This window comes from Actinocrispum wychmicini (assembly GCF_004345645.1).
Taxonomy (GTDB): Bacteria; Actinomycetota; Actinomycetes; order Mycobacteriales; family Pseudonocardiaceae; genus Kibdelosporangium; species Kibdelosporangium wychmicini.
Window position 1 is genome coordinate 289,371 of sequence record NZ_SLWS01000013.1, and the last position, 17,323, is coordinate 306,693.

The window sequence follows — 17,323 nt, forward strand, 5'->3', positions numbered from 1 at the left end:
TAGAAAGGCTCGTGATGGACAGGAGAAGTCTGCTCGCGCTCGGTGCCGCGACGGCCGCGGTGGCGGTGACCGGCGATGTCGCGTCGGCCGCCGAAAACGCGCCTTCAGACGCGGCGCTGGCCAGGTCGCTCGGGGACTTCCGAAGTGCGTACGCCCAGGTCAACGGCACAAGGTTACACTACGTGACCGGCGGCACCGGGTCGCCGCTGGTGCTGCTGCCCGGCTGGCCGCAGACGTGGTGGCAGTTCCACAAGATCATGCCCGCGCTGGCCAAGCGGCACCAGGTCATCGCGGTCGACCTGCGCGGGATGGGCGGTTCCGGGAAACCCGACCGCGGCTACGACAAGAAGACCATGGCCAGGGACATCCACGAACTCGTCCGCAAGCTCGGCCACCGTAAGGTGGACGTCGCCGGCCACGACATCGGCGCGATGGTGGCGCACAGCTTCGCCGTCAACCACCCGGACGCGGTCGGCAAGATCGCGCTGCTCGACGTGCCGCACCCGGACGACAGCCTGTACGACCTCACCCTGATCCCGCGCCCCGGCCAGCCGTTCTTCCTCTGGTGGTTCGCCTTCAACCAGGTCGACGTGCTGCCCGGACAACTGCTCGCCGGCCGGTCACGGCTGCTCGTCGACCACCTCTGCGGCCTGATGCTCCTCGACCAGAAGAACATCAGCGACCGCGACCGGGACATCTACGCGCACGCGTACTCCACACCGGACGCGGTCCGCGCCGGCAACGGCTGGTACCAGACGTTCAGCCAGGACATCGCCGACCAGCGGACGTATCCCCGGCTGACCACACCGGTCCTCGGTCTGATCTCCGCGGCCAACTACGACTACGTCGCCGCCGCGATCACCCGGCACGCGACCGACGTCCGGCTGGTCAAGGTGGCGAACACCGGCCACTACCTCGCCGAGGAGCAGCCGGCCGCGGTGATCGACGAGCTCACCAGGTATTTCGGGTAGTACACAATGGACGGAGGCCGGCGAGTGGCTCACCGGCCGGGCCGGCGACTACGGTGGCAGGCATGCGGGTCGTCACGTGGAACGTCAACTCTGTGAAACAGCGGGTGCCGCGGTTGCTGCCGTGGCTCGACCAGCGGCGACCCGACGTCGTCTGCCTGCAGGAGACCAAGCTCGCCGACGACGCGTTCACCGCGCTGCTCGGTGAGGAGCTCGCCAACCGGGGCTACCAGGTCGCGCTTTCCGGCGAGGTGCAGTGGAACGGCGTGGCGATCCTGTCCCGGGTCGGTCTGGCGGACGTCGTGGTCGGCGTCGAAGGCGCCCCCGGGTTCCCGCATCCCGAGGCTCGGGCGGTCGCCGCGACCTGCGGCGGGATCAGGATCCACTCGCTGTACGTGCCGAACGGCCGGGAACCGGACTCCGACCACTACAAGTACAAACTCGCGTGGCTGGCCGCGCTCCGGGACGTCGTCAGCGCCGGCCCGCGGGAGGCGATCGTCAGCGGGGACATGAACATCGCGCCGGCCGACGCCGACGTGTTCGACCCGGACGCGTACGTCGGCCAGACCCACGTCACCGCGCCCGAGCGGGCCGCGTTGGCCGAACTGCAGGCGCTTGGCCTGCACGACGTGGTCCGCGAGCGGTGGCCGGACGAACGGGTCTTCACGTACTGGGACTACCGCGCCGGCATGTTCCACCAGGACCTCGGCATGCGGATCGACCTCGTGCTGGCCGGCGCGCCCGTCGCCGCCCGGGTCAAGGCGGCGTGGGTGGACCGGCACGCGCGTAAAGGCACGGGACCGAGCGACCACGCGCCGGTGATCGTGGACCTCGACGAGGCCCCGGACGGCGACATCGGCCCGGTCGTCCCGCCGCCGTCCGCGCGGGCGCCGAAACGCGGCAGCAAGAAGCTTCCACAAGCCAAATAAGCAGGTCAGCGGCCTACTGACACTGTTTTGTCAGTGCCGTGGTGCATCCTGACCAGCATGAGCAAAGCACTCTGGACGCGCGGACTCGTCGCCATTGCCGCGGCCGCGGCCGCGACCCTGGCCGGGGCCGCCGGCAGCGCTGTGGCGTCGTCGAACGACAGCGCGGTCGTGTGGACCGACTCGGGTCCGCTGCGGGGCACGGTTTCGCCGGAGTACCGGACTTTCCAAGGCATTCCGTACGCGGCCCCACCTGTCGGCACGCTGCGCTGGCGGCTGCCCGAACCACCACATCCCTGGTCGACCCCGAGAGACGCCACCACACCAGGCAACCGGTGCGCCCAAGGCCAGAGTTTCAGCCCGCCCAGTTACGACGAGGACTGCCTGTACCTGAACGTCACCGCGCCACGCGGCGCCGGGCGCAAGCCGGTCATGGTGTGGCTGCACGGCGGCGGGAACTCGTTCGGCTCAGGCGGCGAGTACGACGCGCATAGGCTCGCCGTCACCGGTGACGCCGTCGTGGTGACGATCAACTACCGGCTCGGTCTGTGGGCGTCCTTCGGGTATCCGGGGTTGGCCGGCTCCGGCGACTTCGGCCTGGCCGACCAGCAGGCGGCACTGAAATGGGTGCGGCGCAACGCCTTCGCGTTCGGCGGCGACCCGAGCAGAGTCACCATCTTCGGCCAGTCGGGCGGCGCGAACGACGTGTGCGCGCAGCTGACATCGCCGACAGCACGCGGGCTCTTCCAGCGAGCCATCATGCAGAGCGGCACGTGTGCGACGGACTGGCCACTGAACGGGTTGACCGTCGACGTACCCGCCGGCGGGCCATGGCTGTCCAAGGCGGACACCCAGCGTAACGGTGTGATATTGGCGACCAAGTTCGGCTGCACGGACGCGTCGTCCGCTGTGGACTGTATGCGTGCCGTGTCGGTGCCGAATCTGTTGGCCGATCAGGCAAAGGTGATCGACACCCCGGTGGCGTTCGGGGACGGGATCCTGCCGGAGAGCCCGGACAAGGCCCTCGCGGCCGGCCGGTACAACCGGGTGCCGGTGATCTCGGGAACGAACCGCAACGAGGAACGACTGCAGGCGGTCTTCTTCCCACCGCCGTTCGACGAAACCCAGTACCAGCGTTTGTTGGCAGGCGCGTTCGGTGGCCAAGCACCCCTGGTGGCAGCGAAATACCAGTCCGCCCAACTGGGCTCACCCGCGTTGGCCTGGGCCGCGGTCGCAACAGACCGAGTGTGGACGTGTCGCCAACTTGTGGACGACAGCATCCTGGCCCGGCGGACACCAACCTATGCCTTCGAGTTCGCCGATCCCCAAGCGCCCCAACCACAACTGCCGTTCCCGACCCCGTTCCCCCTGGCCGCCTACCACAGCGCGGAGATGCAGTACCTGTTCGACATCCAGGGCTTCGGCCCATTGTCGCCGGCCCAGCGACAACTCGCCGTCCAGATGATCGGCTACTGGACCCACTTCGCCCGAACCGGCAACCCCAACCACCCAGGCTTACCCCCATGGCCCAAGTTCCACGACGCCGCCACCCAATCCCTGGCTCCCACAGCCATCCACCAAGTGGACACAGGAGGAGAACACAACTGCGCATTCTGGGCCACCATCCGGTCCTGACGACCACCAACCCAGCCACCCCACCGACGGCCCGGCAGGCACTCCACGCGCCCTCGCGCAAGGACACCGCGCCCACCGGTCCGTCGCGGGTGGGCCCGGGAGACCTGGTCCCAGCGGATGTTCCAGACGAGTAAGTCCTAGTTCGATCAGTGGTCCTAGGCGATCAGGGGTCGGGTGAGGGGCTGACTGGTGGCTCGGTTGTGCCAGATGGCTGCGGCCAACGCGCGGATGCGTTGGGCGATGTGGGCGGTGACGCCGTCGATGGTGCGGCCGCCGTGGCGTTCGAGGTCGAGTTGGCCTTCGAGGGTCCCGTTGACCGATTCGATCAGCTGCTGGACTGGTTTGAGCAAGTGTTGGGCCGGGTGTGGGGTGCGGGTGCGGCAGGACGGATGCAGCAGCCGTACCCGGTGTTCGGTGAGGAACTCGTCCAGTTTCCGGGAGGTTTATCCCTTGTCTGCGGTGATCAGCAGCCCTGGCCGGTCGTGCAGGACCGACGGGGCGTGGTCCAGCACGGCCATCACGACCTGGCGTTCGTCGATTGCGGGTTGGCCAGGGCCTACTTATCTTGTCCTTGGTGGGGCGCCCGCTGAGGGTGGAAATCCGTGTCGGCTGCCCGTTGACGTCGTTGTTTCCGTGGTCGTGTGAGGCCTGGTCTGGTCGGACGCTGGGAGCCGCTGTTGGGTCCTTGAGTGTTGCTTCGAGCACCCGGATCGGATTCGTTCATTGCCTGGGCTCCTGCGGGTAGTCGCCCGCCGGGTGCCGAGGATAGGGCCGATGTTGCAGCAGACGCAGGATAGTGAGGAGTTGGGAGTGACCCGGGTGGTCATGGAGTCCACCTCGGACTGTGGGAAGCCGGTGTTCTCCCTGCTGGAGGCGCACGGGTTCGAGACCTGACTTTGTTAACGCCCGCGATGTCAAGCATCTGACCGGCCAGGCCGCGGTCGCCACCGGCGGGACCCACACCTTCCTCGGCGAACGCTACCGCCGCATCGCACGGCGTAGCGGCGCCAGGAAGGCCATCGTCGCGGTCGGCCGTCGCATCCTCGTGATCATCTGGCACCCGCTGTCCGACCCCGAGTCCCGGTTCCGTGACCTCGGCGCGGACTACTGCGTCCAGCACACCAAACCCAACGCAAGATTCGCAACCACATCAGCCAACTGGCCGCCCTGGGCTACCACCAACCCGGCGCTTTCAGCCTGTCCACTCACCTCCGATTTTCGGATCAGGTGACCGGTAGCCGGGCTGGGGAGTGGGAGCGTGCCGACGGCGGGTGAGGTGGTTGCTCCGGTGGGTTGCAGCCGAGGCTGGGTCCACCGTGGTCGATCAGTGCAGACGTATCTGGCGGTATAGCTGACCTCTCCACGAGCGACCTTTTAGGATGGCGGTATGGCCGTTGTACTTTTCGCAGGCGTTCCGGTCAACGACTTCGCTGTGGCGTTGGCGTGGTACGAGAGGTTGTTCGGTTCCCCGCCGGCGTCCTTTCCGCACGACACGGAGGCTGTGTGGGAACTGGCGGAGCATCGGTTGGTGTTCGTTGTTCAGCGGCCGGAACATGCCGGTCACGCCATGCACACCGTCATCGTTGATGATCTCGATGCCTTGGTGGCCGAGGCGGCTCAGCGGGGACTGGAGCCGGCGAAGGACGAGACGTACGGCAACGGCGTGCGGAAGACCACCTTTGTTGATCCCGATGGGAACGAGATCGGGTTCGGCGCTGTTCCGGGCTGACCGGGAACCGCCGCGACGGGCGGCGCGGACTGAAAGTGGTCAGGCGGGTTTGATGGCCTGGACGTAGTGCAGCCAGGGGAGGTCGGCGGCCGGAAGTCGGCGACCAGGACCCGGCCGCCTCGTCGAAGCACTCGGAAGAGTTCGCCGATGGCTTGGGGGCGCGTGGGTTCGGGCAGGTGGTGGATCATCAGGCTGGTGACCACCACGTCGTAGGTGTGTCGGGCGCGTCCAGGTTCTCGGCGACTTCCTCGGCGTACGTGCAGTTCGCCCTGTGCGTCAGTTGACGAGCGTGGGTCAGGACCTGGCCGGCGGGTCGATGCCGTGGGGCGGTGCCGGCTGGGGGCGACTGTGTCGGCCATGATCCGCGTGAGGTAACCGGTGCCGCAGCCGACATCCAGCACGTTGTCACCAGGGGGCGCCGGACAGGGCCGCGAGGCGGGTGAACACCTGCCGTCGCCGGCCGCGAAGAACAGGGCGGCGATCACTTCGTAGCCGCGAACGTGCCTGACTTCACGGCCAAAAGGCGGACCCGCTTGAGCGCGGCCGACCGTGCTTGGTGGGTGCTGTCCTTGTTGGCGTCCCAGGAGTTCCGGTTCACCGCCATGCCCGACCGGGACCGCCTGGCGGGCGGGCTCGGTGCGATGACACTGCGGATGCTCGTTTCCGGCTAACCTGGCGAAGTGCTGAAGATCCATGTCGTGGACGAGGGCGTGGCGGCCCGGCTGCGCGAACTCGATGTCGACCACCTCACCGAGATCTCGACCAGCCCATACGCGCTGCCCGCCGCCCTCGTCATCGCGCCTTCCGGTCAGGACGACGCGGACATCGTGATCCCGCACGACGAAGTGAACGAGCTGTGGAGATCACGGGTCGAGCCGTTCGCACGGAACGTGGCCGAAGGACGCCTGGTCTCGGCGGGACCGGCGAAGCTGGAGCCACCGGATCCACGCTGGGCGGTCACCGCGCGGCAACTGTCGGAGCGGATCATGCAGGCCGTCGCGCACCTGACCGACAGCGAGCGGTTCTCCGTGGAGCACATTGGTTCCACGTCGATTCCCGGGCTGGCCGCGAAGCCGATCATCGACCTCCAACTCGGTGTGCCCGCGTTGGACCGGCTCGACGGCATCGAGAACGCCGTGGCCGCAGTGGGTTTCGTGGATGTGGCGTCGAGCCGGCCCGGGTCGCCGGGGGTGCTGCGGGACTTCCCGCGCGGCCGGTTCGCGTCGGCGAAGGACTGTTGGGGAAAGCGTTTGTTCGCGTCGGCGGATCCGGGTCGGCCCGCGATTCTGCACGTGCGACAGATCGGTTCACCGTGGTGGGGGTACACAGTGGAGTTTCGGGACTGGCTGCGGACGCATCCGGACGCGCGCGACGACTACCAGCGGATGAAGCTGGAGCTGGCCGCCGCGCACGCCTCGGACATCGACTACGACCAGTACACCCTGGGCAAGACCGCCTGGTTCGACCGGCACCAGGCGCAGTTCGAGGCGTGGAACGCTAGTAGGCCAAGCCCATGACCGCCCGGACCGACCTGGGCTCCTGCAGCACGTGAAGCATCAGGTGGGCGACGTCCGCACGCGAGATCTTCATGCCGCGCCGGAGATTCTGACCGTACGCCGTCCGGTACTCACCGGACAACGGCTGGTCGGTCAGCTGGGGTGGCCGGATGATCGTCCAGTCGAGGTCGCTGTCGCGCAGCGCCTGCTCCATGGTCGCCAGGTCGGTGTAGGGCCCGCGGAGGATTCGTTTGATCGTGGGGGTGAGGACGTGCCGCATGAAGAACCCTTCGCCCGGGTCGTACTTGGGCGGATGCGGAACGCCTGGTGCGGGCATGGTCCCGACCGGCGCGGCGCTGATCACGACGAGCCGCCGGACGTCGGTGGCCTTCATCGCGTCGATCATCGCCTGGGTGCCCCTGGTGGCGATGCCGGCGTCGGCCTTGGTCCGGGCACCCAGACCGGACAGCACCGCGTCGGCACCGGAGATCGCGGACTCCAACGCCGCCGGATCCGGTGCGGACAGGTCGACGGCGACGACGTTCACCGGGGCGGTCACCTTGGACGGGGTGCGCACCACGGCGGTGACGTCGTGGCCGGCGGCGACCGCCTGCTCCAGTACCTGGTGGCCGACACCCCCGGTGGCCGCGAAGATCGTGATTTTCATGCCCGGAACGCCCCCTTGTGGTCCGTGACCCACTCGGCGAACGATGTCGCCGGGCGGCTGAGAATTCGCTCCACTTCGCCCGTGACCGGCGCCGGCCCGACCGCGTTCCTGGCCAGCATGGTCAGCATCGCGGGGCCGAAACCGTCCGGCAGGCCGATCTCAGCGAACCGCCGCAGCGCCTGGTCGGGCGGGATTTCCTGGTACGTCAGGTCGCGCCCGATCACGCTTCCGATGGTCGCCACCATCTCCCGGAGCGTCAGCGACCCTGGACCGGTCAGCTCGATCTTGCGGCCGAGCAGGTCGTCGCCGAGCAGGGCACGGGCGGCGACCCCCGCGACGTCCCGCGGGTCGATCGGTGACCAGCTGGCCGTGGCGTACGGGCCGTACACGGTGTCGCCGCCAGCGATCTGTTTCGCCCACAGGCCGATGGAGTTCGTACCGAAGATCGTGGGCCGCAGGCTGACCCATTCCAGGCCGCTGTCGATCGCGGCCGCCTCGACCTCCTTGTTGCGGTCTCCGGTGTACCGCGACGGTTGTGCCTCAACAGGATCGTCGACGTTGATCGCGGCCAGCGCCACGACCCGGCGCACCCCCGCCGCTCGGGCACGGTCGATCAAAGGGCCGAGAGTCGTTCCGACGGCTCGGGAATTGACGAAGATCGCTGTCACACCGCTCAGCGAGGGGGTCGAAGACGGCTCGATCTCGACACCGTCGGGGAGGTTGGGTTGTGGATCGCGGGTGCCGGCGCGGACCTTCGCACCCGCTTCGACGAGCAGGTCGACCAGTGGCCGGCCGACGTTTCCAGTGGCTCCAGTTACCAGGATCATGTAGACACGACGAGGTACCGGCCGGGAAAGTGACAGGCTGGAACTGTCACTTTTCCGGGTGCTGTGTCGTCGTGTTGGGTGTGAACGAACTGAGCGATGAGCGCTTCGCCGAGGTGTGGCGCACCAGCCGTGCCTACCTGGTGGACATCGCGTTCCGGATGCTGGGCGACGTCGGCGCAGCCGAGGACGTCGTCCAGGAGGCGTTCGCCCGGCTGGCCCGGACCGAGCCCGGCGAGATCGACGACGAACGCGGGTGGCTGACCGTGGTCACTGGGCGGTTGTGCCTCGACCAGATCCGTTCGGCCCGCGCGCGCCGCGAGCAGACGCACGACTCTGCGGTCCTGGAGGCCATGTCGGCCGCGGCGCCGGACCCGGCGGATCGGATCACCCTGGACGACAGCGTCCGGACAGCCCTGTTCGTCGTGCTCGAACGGCTCAGCCCGGCCGAGCGTGTGACGTTCGTCCTGCACGACGTCTTCCAACTGCCGTTCGAGGCGATCGCGCAGACCCTGGGCCGGCCGGTGACGACCTGTCGCCAGCTCGCCCGCCGGGCGCGGCAGAAGATCGCCGACGCGCCCGGCCGGATGCACGAGGTGGCGCCGGCCGAACACCGGCTGGTCACCGAGAAGTTCATCACCGCGTGCGCGAACGGTGACTTCGACGGCCTGCTGGCCGTGCTGCACCCGGACGCGTGGGGACAGGCCGACTTCGTGGCCGGCTCCGCCCTCGCACCGGTGGTCAACCGCGGCCGCGAGCGGGTGATCCGTGGCCTCATGCACTTCTACAGCGGCCTGACGCTCGTGTCCGACCCGCCGACCGTGCTGTGCTACGCGGACCGCACGCTGTTCGCGACCCTAACCCTGACCATCGCCGACGGGGTGATCACCAAGCTGCACGCCGTGGTCGACCCCACCGCCTGGTGGTCCGTCCAAGAAGGACAGACCACCGGCGGGGAAACACCCTAGAGGGCCAACAACACCCGCCTGGGCAGCTGCGTGGTGATCGGCCGCATCGCCATCCGCAACAGCAGCAACGCGTTGTCGTCGCCGGCGGTCCGGTTCGAGCTGAGCTCACCACAGGCAACGCAGTGGTGGATGATCAGCCACTCGCCGTCCGGCCGGACCGACAGGCACAGCGCGGCCATCCGGCCACGGCAGCGTTCCCGCCGGTCGCCGGGCAGCCTGCGGTCGACATGCAGGCTGGTCAGGCACTGCGGACAGTGGTTGCGATGGGCCGTTCCGGGCGCGACGAACGACACGTCCAGCCGGCAGCCGACGCACCGGAAGCTGTCGCCCGAAGTGTCCCGCCGGACATCCTTGGGTCGTTGCGGCCTGGGCTGCCGCGGATGTCGCCGTGGCATCACAGACCGCCGAACGCCTCGAGCGGGAACGGCGGCTGGGCCAGTGGCCGGACCGCCATCCGCACCAGGATCAGCTGGTTGTCGTCGCCGGAGATCGGGTTGGACGTCAGCTCGTCGCACCGGGTGCAGCGGTGGATCACCATCCAGTCGCTGTTGCGCAGCACCGCGATGGAGATCGGGATCATCCGCCCCTGGCACTCCTGGTCAGCGATGTGCTGGGAGTGCAGGCAGCTCGGGCAGTGGTTGCGCGGCCGCCCTTCCGGCGCCTCCTTGGACACGATCAGGCCGCAGCGGACGCAGGTGAAAGTGGACGTGCTCAGATAAGGGTTCTTGGTGGACACCCTGAGTGCTCCTTGCCGAGGAATGCTCGTCATTGACCGGAAGGAGGGCGCCCGGCGAACCGCACACGCGAAAGTCAGCTCGCGCGATCGGCGAAGCTGGTCACGGCGCGGTGGGGCGCCCGAGGAGCGTGACAGTCATATGACGACTACTTTCCAGGGCCGCCCGGCCCAGTCGACTCGGCAGGTGGCGCGACCGTAGCAACGCGCCCCCGGCGTCCACTACCGAATTACCGTTAGCCTGCTGACACATGGGGGATCTTTACGACGACATCGGCGTCGGCTACTCGTCCGCGCGGCGGACCGATCCACGCTGGATGACCGCGATCGACGCCGCCCTTGGCGACGCCCCGACAGTGGTGGACGTCGGCGCGGGGACGGGCTCGTACGAGCCGGCGGACCGGCAGGTCATCGCCGTCGAGCCGGCCGTGGAGATGATCCGCCAGCGACCATCCGGCGCCGCGCCCGTCGTCCGGGCCCTAGCCGAGGCCTTGCCTGTTCGCGCCGCCGCGGCCGCGATGGCGGTTCTCACTGTGCACCACTGGAAGGACTGGCGGAAAGGACTCGCCGAGATGCGGCGCGTCGCCCCCCGTCGGGTGGTTCTCGCCTACGACACCGAGTTGCACGCCGATTACTGGTTCGTCCGTGAGTACGTGCCGGAGATCGCCGAACTGGAACGCGGACGCCCGTCCGCTGATGACATAGCTCACGAACTCGGCGCCGACACGGTGATCCCGCTGCTCGTCCCCTGGGATTTCACCGACGGAGTCTTTCCTGCCTACTGGCGGCGTCCCGCGGCGTACCTGGCCCCACAGGTCCGGTTCACGTGCTCCGCGCTGGCCCAGGCGCCCGCCGGGGCTGTTTCCCGTGGCCTCGCCCGACTGCGGGAGGATCTTTCCTCAGGACGATGGCGCCACCGCCACCAGGACCTTCTCGAACTGGACGAATGGGACGCCGGATTTCGCCTGATCGTGTCGGGGTAATTCCGTTGTCGCATGCCGCCGGGCCTGGCTACGGTCCGGACATGGACGTGCCGGTCAGGCGGTTGGACGTCGGCGAACTGGGGAACTGCGTCGAGCTGGCGGAAAGCCGGGACTGGACGCCTGAGCAGCGCAAATGGCGGATGCTGTTCCACGTCGGCGAGGTGTACGGGATCGACGACCCGGCCGGCGGGCTGGCCGGGATGGTGACGCTGACCAGGTTCGGCACCGAGGTCGCCGGCATCGGCATGATGGTCGTCTCACCCCGGCATGGGCGGCGGGGGCTCGGCACCCGGCTGATGACGCACGCGCTGCGCGAAGCCAAGACCGCAAGCGTTTGGCTGACCGCGACCGACTTCGGCCGCCCGCTGTACGAGAAGCTGGGGTTCCGGGCCGTCAGCAAGTCCACTCAGTACTTCGCGCGGTTCACTGAACAGTCCGTGACCGCGTCCCGCCCAGTGTCCACAGAGGACTTTGCGGCAGTGGTCGAGCTGGACGAGCACGTGTTCGGGGCGCCCCGAACGGATCTGCTCCGCTATCTGACCGGGATCGCGGACGACTTCCGGGTGGTCGACGGCCCGGACGGTCCGGTCGGCTACGGAGTGGCGTGGCTCGGCGCGGGCACCACGCAGATCGGCCCGGTGGTCGCCGCCGACCAGGACATGGCGCTGACGCTGATCGCCGAGCTGGCCGGGGGAATTGACGGATATGTCCGGTTGGACATCGACCATTGGCATCCCGACATGCTCGCCTGGGCCGAGGAGCACCGGATGGACGAGGGCATGACCACCACCGTCATGGTGGCCGGCGACCCGCTGCCCGGGGACCGGAAACGCCTGTTCAGCCCGGTGGCGGTCGCGATCGGGTAAGCCAGGCGGACTTGGCGTTCGAACAGATTGTCGGTGGGGCCGGATAGGCTAGGCGTAGCGTGTGGCGCTGGTTTCCGCAATAGAGCGGCACTGCACACCCTGCAAGCCACGACCCTTGGGGAGAACGACCCGGTGACAGCCGAGACCATCTACGGGGCCGACGACCTGACCCATCTCGAAGGGCTCGAGGCCGTCCGCAAGCGACCCGGCATGTACATCGGGTCCACCGACAGCCGGGGCATCAACCACCTGTTCACCGAGGTCGTCGACAACTCGACCGACGAAGGCATCGCCGGGTACGCCACCCGGGTCGTGGTGACCCTGCACCTGGACGGCAGTGTCCAGGTCGACGACGACGGCCGCGGCATCCCCACCGGGGTGCACACCAAGTCGGGCCTGTCCGGGGTCGAGCTGGTGCTCACCCGCCTGCACGCGGGCGGCAAGTTCGGTGGCTCCGGCTACAAGACGTCCGGTGGCCTGCACGGCGTCGGCGCCTCGGCCGTGAACGCGCTCTCGCTGCGCTTCGACGTGACCGTGAAGCAGGACGGCAAGGTGCACCAGATGTCGTTCGCGCAGGGCAACCCCGGCGTGTTCGAGGGCCCGGGACCCAGGGCGAAGTTCGTGCCGCAGTCCGGCCTGCACGTGGTGGGCAAGATGAAGCGCGGCGAGCCCGCCGGCACGTCGATCCGCTACTGGTACGACAGCAGGTACTTCGAGAACGGCGCCGTGCTCGACGTGGAAGCGGTCCGCGGCAAGCTGCGCAACACGGCCTTCCTGGTACCGGGCGTGACATACGTGCTGCGGCGGGCGACCGAGGACTCGATCGAAGAGGAGACGTTCCAGTTCCCGCACGGCCTCTCCGACATGGTGGACTTCCTGTCGCCGGGCGGGGAGAAGCCGGTCTCCGGCATCCTGCTGGTCACCGGGACCGGCACGTACCAGGAGAACGCAGCGGACGAGAACGGCGTGATGCGGTCCAAAGTGGAGCGCCAGGCCGAGGTGGAGGTCGCGCTGCGCTGGGGCACCGGCTACGAGCGCGTGGTGGAGTGCTTCACCAACACGATCCGGAACGTGCACGGCGGCACCCACCGAAAGGGTTTCGAACGGGCGGCCCTGAAAGGCGTGCAGGAGGCCATCTCCAAGACCCGCGGCCTGCTCAAACCCAAAGAGGACCTGCCCCAGCTCGACGACGTGCTCGAAGGCATGACCGCGGTCGTCCACGTGCGCATCCCCGAGCCGCAGTTCACCTCGCAGACCAAGGACGAGCTGTCCACCGCCGGGATCACCAAGGTCATCCAGGCCATCGTGGAACGGCACGTGAAGGCCTGGACCGAGGACCGCAAGACCAAGGCGGAGGCCAAGGTCGTGCTGCAGAAGGTCGTGGACGCGGCCCGGGTGCGGCTGACCCAGAAGCAGCAGAAGGACGCGGCCCGCCGCAAGACCGCCCTCGAAGGCGCGGCCATGCCGCCGAAACTGGTGGACTGCCGGACAACCGGGGTCGCCCGCAGCGAACTCTTCCTGGTGGAGGGCGACAGCGCCCTCGGCTCGGCCAGAATGGCGCGGGTGTCGGAGTACCAGGCGTTGCTTCCGTTGCGGGGCAAGATCCTGAACGTCCAGAAGGCCAGCCTCGCGGACACGTTGCGCAACGCCGAGATCGCGTCGATCGTGCAGGTGCTCGGCTCGGGCAGCGGGCGTACGTTCGACCTGGCGGGGATGCGCTACGGCCGGGTGATCCTGATGGCGGACGCGGACGTCGACGGCTCGCACATCCGGACGCTGCTGATCACGTTGTTCGCCAAGTACATGCGGCCGGTGATCGAGGACGGCCGGCTGTACGCGGCGATGCCGCCGTTGCACAAGGTGACGACCAAGGGACGCAACGCGGAGACCCGGTTCACCTACACCCAGCAGGAGATGGAAGCCACCGTCGCCGAGCTGCAGAAGGCCGGCAAGCAGATCGTCATGCCCATCCCCCGGTTCAAGGGTCTCGGCGAGATGGACGCGGACGAGCTGTGGGAGACCACGATGAACCCGGCGACCCGTTCGGTCCGCCGGATCACCCTGGACGACGCGGACGCCGCCGAAGAGGCGCTCGAGCTGCTGATGGGTGAGAAAGTCGAGCCGCGGCGGGTCTGGCTGATCGAGTCGTCCGCACGGGTCGACCAGGAAGCGATCGACGTCTGAGACTGAAGAGGCACTGAGCAAATGGCACGCCGCAAGGGCACCACGACCAAGGTCGACCCGGCCGCGTTCGACAACGCGGGCGCCAACGTGTTCGACAACTCGCTCAAGACCGAGATCGAGGACTCCTATCTGGAGTACGCGTATTCGGTCATCCACTCCCGCGCGTTGCCGGACGCCCGCGACGGGCTGAAACCGGTGCACCGCCGCATTCTCTACTCGATGAACGAGCAGGGATACCGCCCGACCCACGCGTACGTGAAGTCGTCCCGCGTCGTCGGCGACACAATGGGCAAGTACCATCCGCACGGTGACGTGGCGATCTATGACGCCATGGTGCGAATGGCGCAGGATTTCTCGCTGAACGCGCCACTTGTCGACGGGCATGGAAACTTCGGGTCTCCGGACGACGGCCCGGCGGCGAGCCGGTACACCGAGGCACGGATGTCCCAGGAAGCAATGCTTCTGGTGGGTGAGCTCGGTGAGGACACTGTCGACTTCCGGCCGAACTACGACGGTTCCCTGCTGGAGCCGGTGGTGCTGCCGGCGGCGTTCCCGAACCTGTTGGTGAACGGGACGTCCGGGATCGCGGTGGGCATGGCCACCAACATGATCCCGCACAACCTGGGTGAGGTGGTCGCGGCCGCGCGGTGGTTGATCACCCATCCGACCGCCGACCTGGACAAGTTGATGGAGTTCGTCCCCGGGCCGGACCTGCCGACCGGCGGGATGTTGCTGGGGTTGGACGAGGTCCGCAAGGCTTACGAGACCGGGCGCGGCGTGGTCCGGATGCGGGCGCGGGCGGAGACCGGTCCGTTGGAGGGCAGCCGGGGGCGGCAGGCGATCACGGTCACCGAACTGCCGTACGGGGTCGGGTCCGAGCGGATCATCGAGAAGATCACCGACGAGGTCAACAAGTCCAAGCGGCTCACCGGGATCGCCGACGTCAAGGACCTGACCGACCGGGAGAACGGGACGCGCCTGGTCATCGAGTGCAAGGTGGGGGTGAACCCGCAGGCGCTGCTGGCGGACCTGTACCGGCTCACGCCGTTGGAGCAGTCGTTCGGCATCAACAACCTGGTGCTTGTGGACGGTCAGCCGCAGACGTTGGGGCTCAAGGCCTTGCTGGAGGTGTTCCTGCGGCACCGCTACGAAGTGGTCACCCGCAGGACCGAGTACCGGCGGCGGAAGCGGGCCGAGCGGCTGCATCTGGTCGAGGGCCTGCTCAAGGCGTTGCTGAACATCGACAAGGTGATCCGGCTGATCCGCAACAGCGAGGACGCGCAGTCGGCCAAGGACGGCCTGATGACGCAGTTCAAGCTGTCCGACGTCCAGGCGACGTACATTTTGGACACTCCGCTGCGCCGGCTGACCAAGTACGACCGGATCGAGCTGGAGGCCGAGCAGGACAAGCTCGAGTCGGAGATCGCCGAGCTGACCAAGATCCTCGACGACGAGGCGGTGTTGAAGAAGGTCGTCTCGTCCGAGCTGGCCAAGGTCGCGAAGGACCTGGCGGGCGAGCGGCGGACCGCGTTGATCGACGGTGACCTCAAGGAGGTGCTCGCCGCGTCCAAACCGGCCGGCCCGCTGGAGGTCGCGGACGACCCGTGCCAGGTCATCCTGTCCGCCACCGGACTGGTGGCCCGGACTGCGGCCGAGTCCGAGGAGTCCACCGAAGCGCGCAGGCGCAACGGCCGGGCCAAGCATGACGCGGTGGCGGCGGTGGTGCATTCGACCGCGCGTGGGCAGATTCTGCTGGTGACGAGCCAAGGCCGGGCGTTCAAGACGGACGTGTTGCCGTTGCCGGTGCTGCCGGTGCAGACCGGGACGGTGTCGTTGGGCGGCGGCATGGCCGCGCGGGAACTGGTTCCCCTGGAGAAGGGGGAGCGGGTCGTCGGGATCGCGCCGCTCGGTGAGCAGGGGGCGGAGTCGCCGGGGCTCGCGTTGGGGACACGGCAGGGTGTGGTGAAGGTCTGCGCGCCGGAATGGCCGGTGCGGTCGGACGAGTTCGAAGTGATCTCCCTCAAGGACGGCGACGAGGTCATCGGCGCCACCTGGTTGACCGACGGGTCGGAGACCTTGGCGTTCATGTCGTCGGATGCCTCCTTGCTGCGGTACCCGGCCACGCTGGTCCGGCCGCAGGGGTTGAAGGGCGGCGGGATGGCGGGGATCAACCTCGCGGCCGGCGCCAGTGCGCTGTTCTTCGCAGCGGTCCGCACGGACGACGACGAACACGGCTCGCCGATGGTGGTGACCTCGACCGGGATGAGCGTGAAGGTCACGCCGTTCGCGGAATACCCGGCGAAGGGCCGCGCGACCGGCGGTGTCCGGGCGCAGCGCTTCCTGAAAGGCGAGTCGCAACTGGTGTTGGCCTGGGTCGGACCACGGCCGGCAGGTGCGACAAACAGCGGTTCCGCGGTGGAGTTGCCAGAAACGGACATGCGTCGAGACGGCTCCGGGCACGCACATCCAGGCCCGGATGTGGTGGGGCACCTCATCGAACGAGATTGACAACCCGGTCTCCGCGCGACCACCAGTCGCGCGGAGACCGCTGCACAGTCACCACAACGGCCCCCGTTCCGCTGGTTCGGAACAGAGGCCGCTGAATACTCGAGAAGTTACGAGCAGCTACTGCAACACCCACAACCCGGACCCGTACACGAGCCGCAACATCCGCAAGTTCCCATCTTTCCTCCTCAGGGTTGCCGAACCCTGACTTTCACGGTAGCCACGTCGCATTCCTGCCCGTACCGCTACGTGAGTGAAGAGCGTTACTCCAGGGTCCAGCGCATGGTTCTGTCCCTGGGCGAGTCTCGGCGGCATATCGCCAGGTCGCCTTCGCGGGTGAACCCGATGGCGCCTTCTTGCTGACAGGGCGCGCCTATCTTCACGAAATGATCCGGGAACGTGATGGTCGTGCTGGGCGGTGGGGTCTGCGGCGGCGGAGTCTGCGGGGGCGGCGTCGGCTTCGGTGTTGGTTTGGGGCGCGGTTTCGGGGTGGTGGACGGCGGTGGCGGGGGTGGCTCGGACGGAGGTTCGATGATGGGTGCGATCGAGTCGTCCGTGGTGGGCGCAGTGGGGGTGGTGGGGACCACCGATGACGGCGACGAGTCGAAGGTCGGGATTTTGACCTCGGGCCTCGCCGCGGGTGTCGACGTGCAGGCGGTCAGCGCGCACAGCAGGAGCGCGGCGCAGACGATCGACGATTTCCCTCGGTCGGGCATACATGAGGGTAAACATGAGAGCAAGTCCAGGAGCAATCCGACCTTTCGCCGGTCAGGGCCTAGACCGCGTGGACATGAAAGCGTATACATCGGATGTCTGGTTGGACGAACTGCGGGGAGTTC

The 17,323-nt window shown here is 68.0% G+C and carries 17 protein-coding genes and 1 pseudogene; 11 read left to right on the top strand and 7 right to left on the bottom strand.

Features of this window, described 5'->3' with window-relative positions; translation table 11 throughout:
* Nucleotides 1–14: 14 nt before the first annotated feature.
* The 3 genes from EV192_RS44750 (at nt 15) to EV192_RS44760 (ending at nt 3,529) form a co-directional block, all read left to right on the top strand.
* Nucleotides 15–971: an alpha/beta fold hydrolase gene (locus EV192_RS44750; RefSeq protein ID WP_132124831.1), complete on the top strand. Its 957-nt coding sequence runs from the start codon at nt 15–17 to the stop codon at nt 969–971.
* A 62-nt stretch (nt 972–1,033) separates the two neighbouring features.
* Nucleotides 1,034–1,897, top strand: coding sequence for an exodeoxyribonuclease III (locus EV192_RS44755; RefSeq protein ID WP_132124832.1), 864 nt, complete (start codon nt 1,034–1,036; stop codon nt 1,895–1,897).
* A gap of 57 nt (nt 1,898–1,954) precedes the next feature.
* Nucleotides 1,955–3,529, top strand: coding sequence for a carboxylesterase/lipase family protein (locus EV192_RS44760; RefSeq protein ID WP_132124833.1), 1,575 nt, complete (start codon nt 1,955–1,957; stop codon nt 3,527–3,529).
* A 155-nt stretch (nt 3,530–3,684) separates the two neighbouring features.
* Here EV192_RS44760 and EV192_RS57570 read toward each other — a convergent pair.
* A pseudogene (locus tag EV192_RS57570) lies at nt 3,685–4,074 on the bottom strand (IS982 family transposase); the annotation flags it as partial.
* A gap of 842 nt (nt 4,075–4,916) precedes the next feature.
* On the opposite strand from EV192_RS57570, the gene EV192_RS44770 reads away from it, so the two are divergent.
* Complete coding sequence (locus EV192_RS44770; protein ID WP_132124834.1) at nt 4,917–5,258, top strand: VOC family protein; 342 nt, start codon at nt 4,917–4,919, stop codon at nt 5,256–5,258.
* Here the strand turns inward: EV192_RS44770 and EV192_RS57575 are convergent.
* Nucleotides 5,147–5,743, bottom strand: a complete 597-nt coding sequence (locus EV192_RS57575) for a class I SAM-dependent methyltransferase (RefSeq protein WP_165960933.1) — start codon at nt 5,741–5,743, stop codon at nt 5,147–5,149. The two genes, EV192_RS44770 and EV192_RS57575, sit on opposite strands and share 112 nt — an antisense overlap.
* A gap of 48 nt (nt 5,744–5,791) precedes the next feature.
* Here EV192_RS57575 and EV192_RS54365 point away from each other — a divergent pair, with 48 nt between their 5' ends.
* A complete protein-coding gene (locus EV192_RS54365; RefSeq protein ID WP_165960934.1) occupies nt 5,792–5,929 on the top strand; it encodes a hypothetical protein in 138 nt (45 codons plus the stop codon).
* A 9-nt stretch (nt 5,930–5,938) separates the two neighbouring features.
* Nucleotides 5,939–6,775 (top strand): GrpB family protein, encoded by an 837-nt coding sequence (locus EV192_RS44780; RefSeq protein WP_243727472.1) that lies wholly within the window; start codon nt 5,939–5,941, stop codon nt 6,773–6,775.
* Here the strand turns inward: EV192_RS44780 and EV192_RS44785 are convergent.
* Both EV192_RS44785 and EV192_RS44790 read right to left on the bottom strand, forming a co-directional pair.
* On the bottom strand, nt 6,756–7,421 hold the full coding sequence (locus tag EV192_RS44785; RefSeq protein WP_132124836.1) for an NAD(P)-dependent oxidoreductase: 666 nt from the start codon (nt 7,419–7,421) through the stop codon (nt 6,756–6,758). The two genes, EV192_RS44780 and EV192_RS44785, sit on opposite strands and share 20 nt — an antisense overlap.
* Nucleotides 7,418–8,248 carry an NmrA family NAD(P)-binding protein gene (locus EV192_RS44790; protein WP_132124837.1) on the bottom strand — a complete coding sequence of 277 codons (831 nt, stop codon included), beginning with the start codon at nt 8,246–8,248 and terminating at the stop codon, nt 7,418–7,420. The genes EV192_RS44785 and EV192_RS44790 overlap by 4 nt, the downstream gene beginning before the upstream one ends.
* 80 nt (nt 8,249–8,328) lie before the next feature.
* On the opposite strand from EV192_RS44790, the gene sigI reads away from it, so the two are divergent.
* The gene (sigI, locus tag EV192_RS44795; protein WP_207926720.1) at nt 8,329–9,213 is read left to right on the top strand and encodes an RNA polymerase sigma factor SigI; all 885 of its coding nucleotides are present in this window, start codon (nt 8,329–8,331) and stop codon (nt 9,211–9,213) included.
* Here the strand turns inward: sigI and EV192_RS44800 are convergent.
* Both EV192_RS44800 and EV192_RS44805 read right to left on the bottom strand, forming a co-directional pair.
* Nucleotides 9,210–9,608 carry an RNHCP domain-containing protein gene (locus EV192_RS44800; RefSeq protein ID WP_132124838.1) on the bottom strand — a complete coding sequence of 133 codons (399 nt, stop codon included), beginning with the start codon at nt 9,606–9,608 and terminating at the stop codon, nt 9,210–9,212. The genes sigI and EV192_RS44800 overlap by 4 nt on opposite strands.
* Nucleotides 9,608–9,949 carry an RNHCP domain-containing protein gene (locus tag EV192_RS44805; RefSeq protein ID WP_243727473.1) on the bottom strand — a complete coding sequence of 114 codons (342 nt, stop codon included), beginning with the start codon at nt 9,947–9,949 and terminating at the stop codon, nt 9,608–9,610. The genes EV192_RS44800 and EV192_RS44805 overlap by 1 nt, the downstream gene beginning before the upstream one ends.
* A 248-nt stretch (nt 9,950–10,197) precedes the next feature.
* Here EV192_RS44805 and EV192_RS44810 point away from each other — a divergent pair, with 248 nt between their 5' ends.
* The 4 genes from EV192_RS44810 to EV192_RS44825 all read left to right on the top strand — a co-directional run bounded on the left by EV192_RS44810 (nt 10,198) and on the right by EV192_RS44825 (nt 16,487).
* On the top strand, nt 10,198–10,929 hold the full coding sequence (locus tag EV192_RS44810) for a class I SAM-dependent methyltransferase (RefSeq protein ID WP_132124840.1): 732 nt from the start codon (nt 10,198–10,200) through the stop codon (nt 10,927–10,929).
* Between the two features lie 41 nt (nt 10,930–10,970).
* A complete protein-coding gene (locus EV192_RS44815) occupies nt 10,971–11,795 on the top strand; it encodes a GNAT family N-acetyltransferase (protein WP_165960935.1) in 825 nt (274 codons plus the stop codon).
* A 132-nt stretch (nt 11,796–11,927) separates the two neighbouring features.
* Nucleotides 11,928–13,979, top strand: a complete 2,052-nt coding sequence (locus tag EV192_RS44820; protein ID WP_132124842.1) for a DNA gyrase/topoisomerase IV subunit B — start codon at nt 11,928–11,930, stop codon at nt 13,977–13,979.
* A 21-nt stretch (nt 13,980–14,000) separates the two neighbouring features.
* Nucleotides 14,001–16,487, top strand: a complete 2,487-nt coding sequence (locus EV192_RS44825) for a DNA gyrase/topoisomerase IV subunit A (protein WP_132124843.1) — start codon at nt 14,001–14,003, stop codon at nt 16,485–16,487.
* A 260-nt stretch (nt 16,488–16,747) separates the two neighbouring features.
* On the opposite strand, the gene EV192_RS55120 is transcribed toward EV192_RS44825, so the two are convergent.
* Nucleotides 16,748–17,200, bottom strand: coding sequence for a hypothetical protein (locus EV192_RS55120; RefSeq protein ID WP_207926722.1), 453 nt, complete (start codon nt 17,198–17,200; stop codon nt 16,748–16,750).
* Nucleotides 17,201–17,323 lie beyond the last annotated feature (123 nt).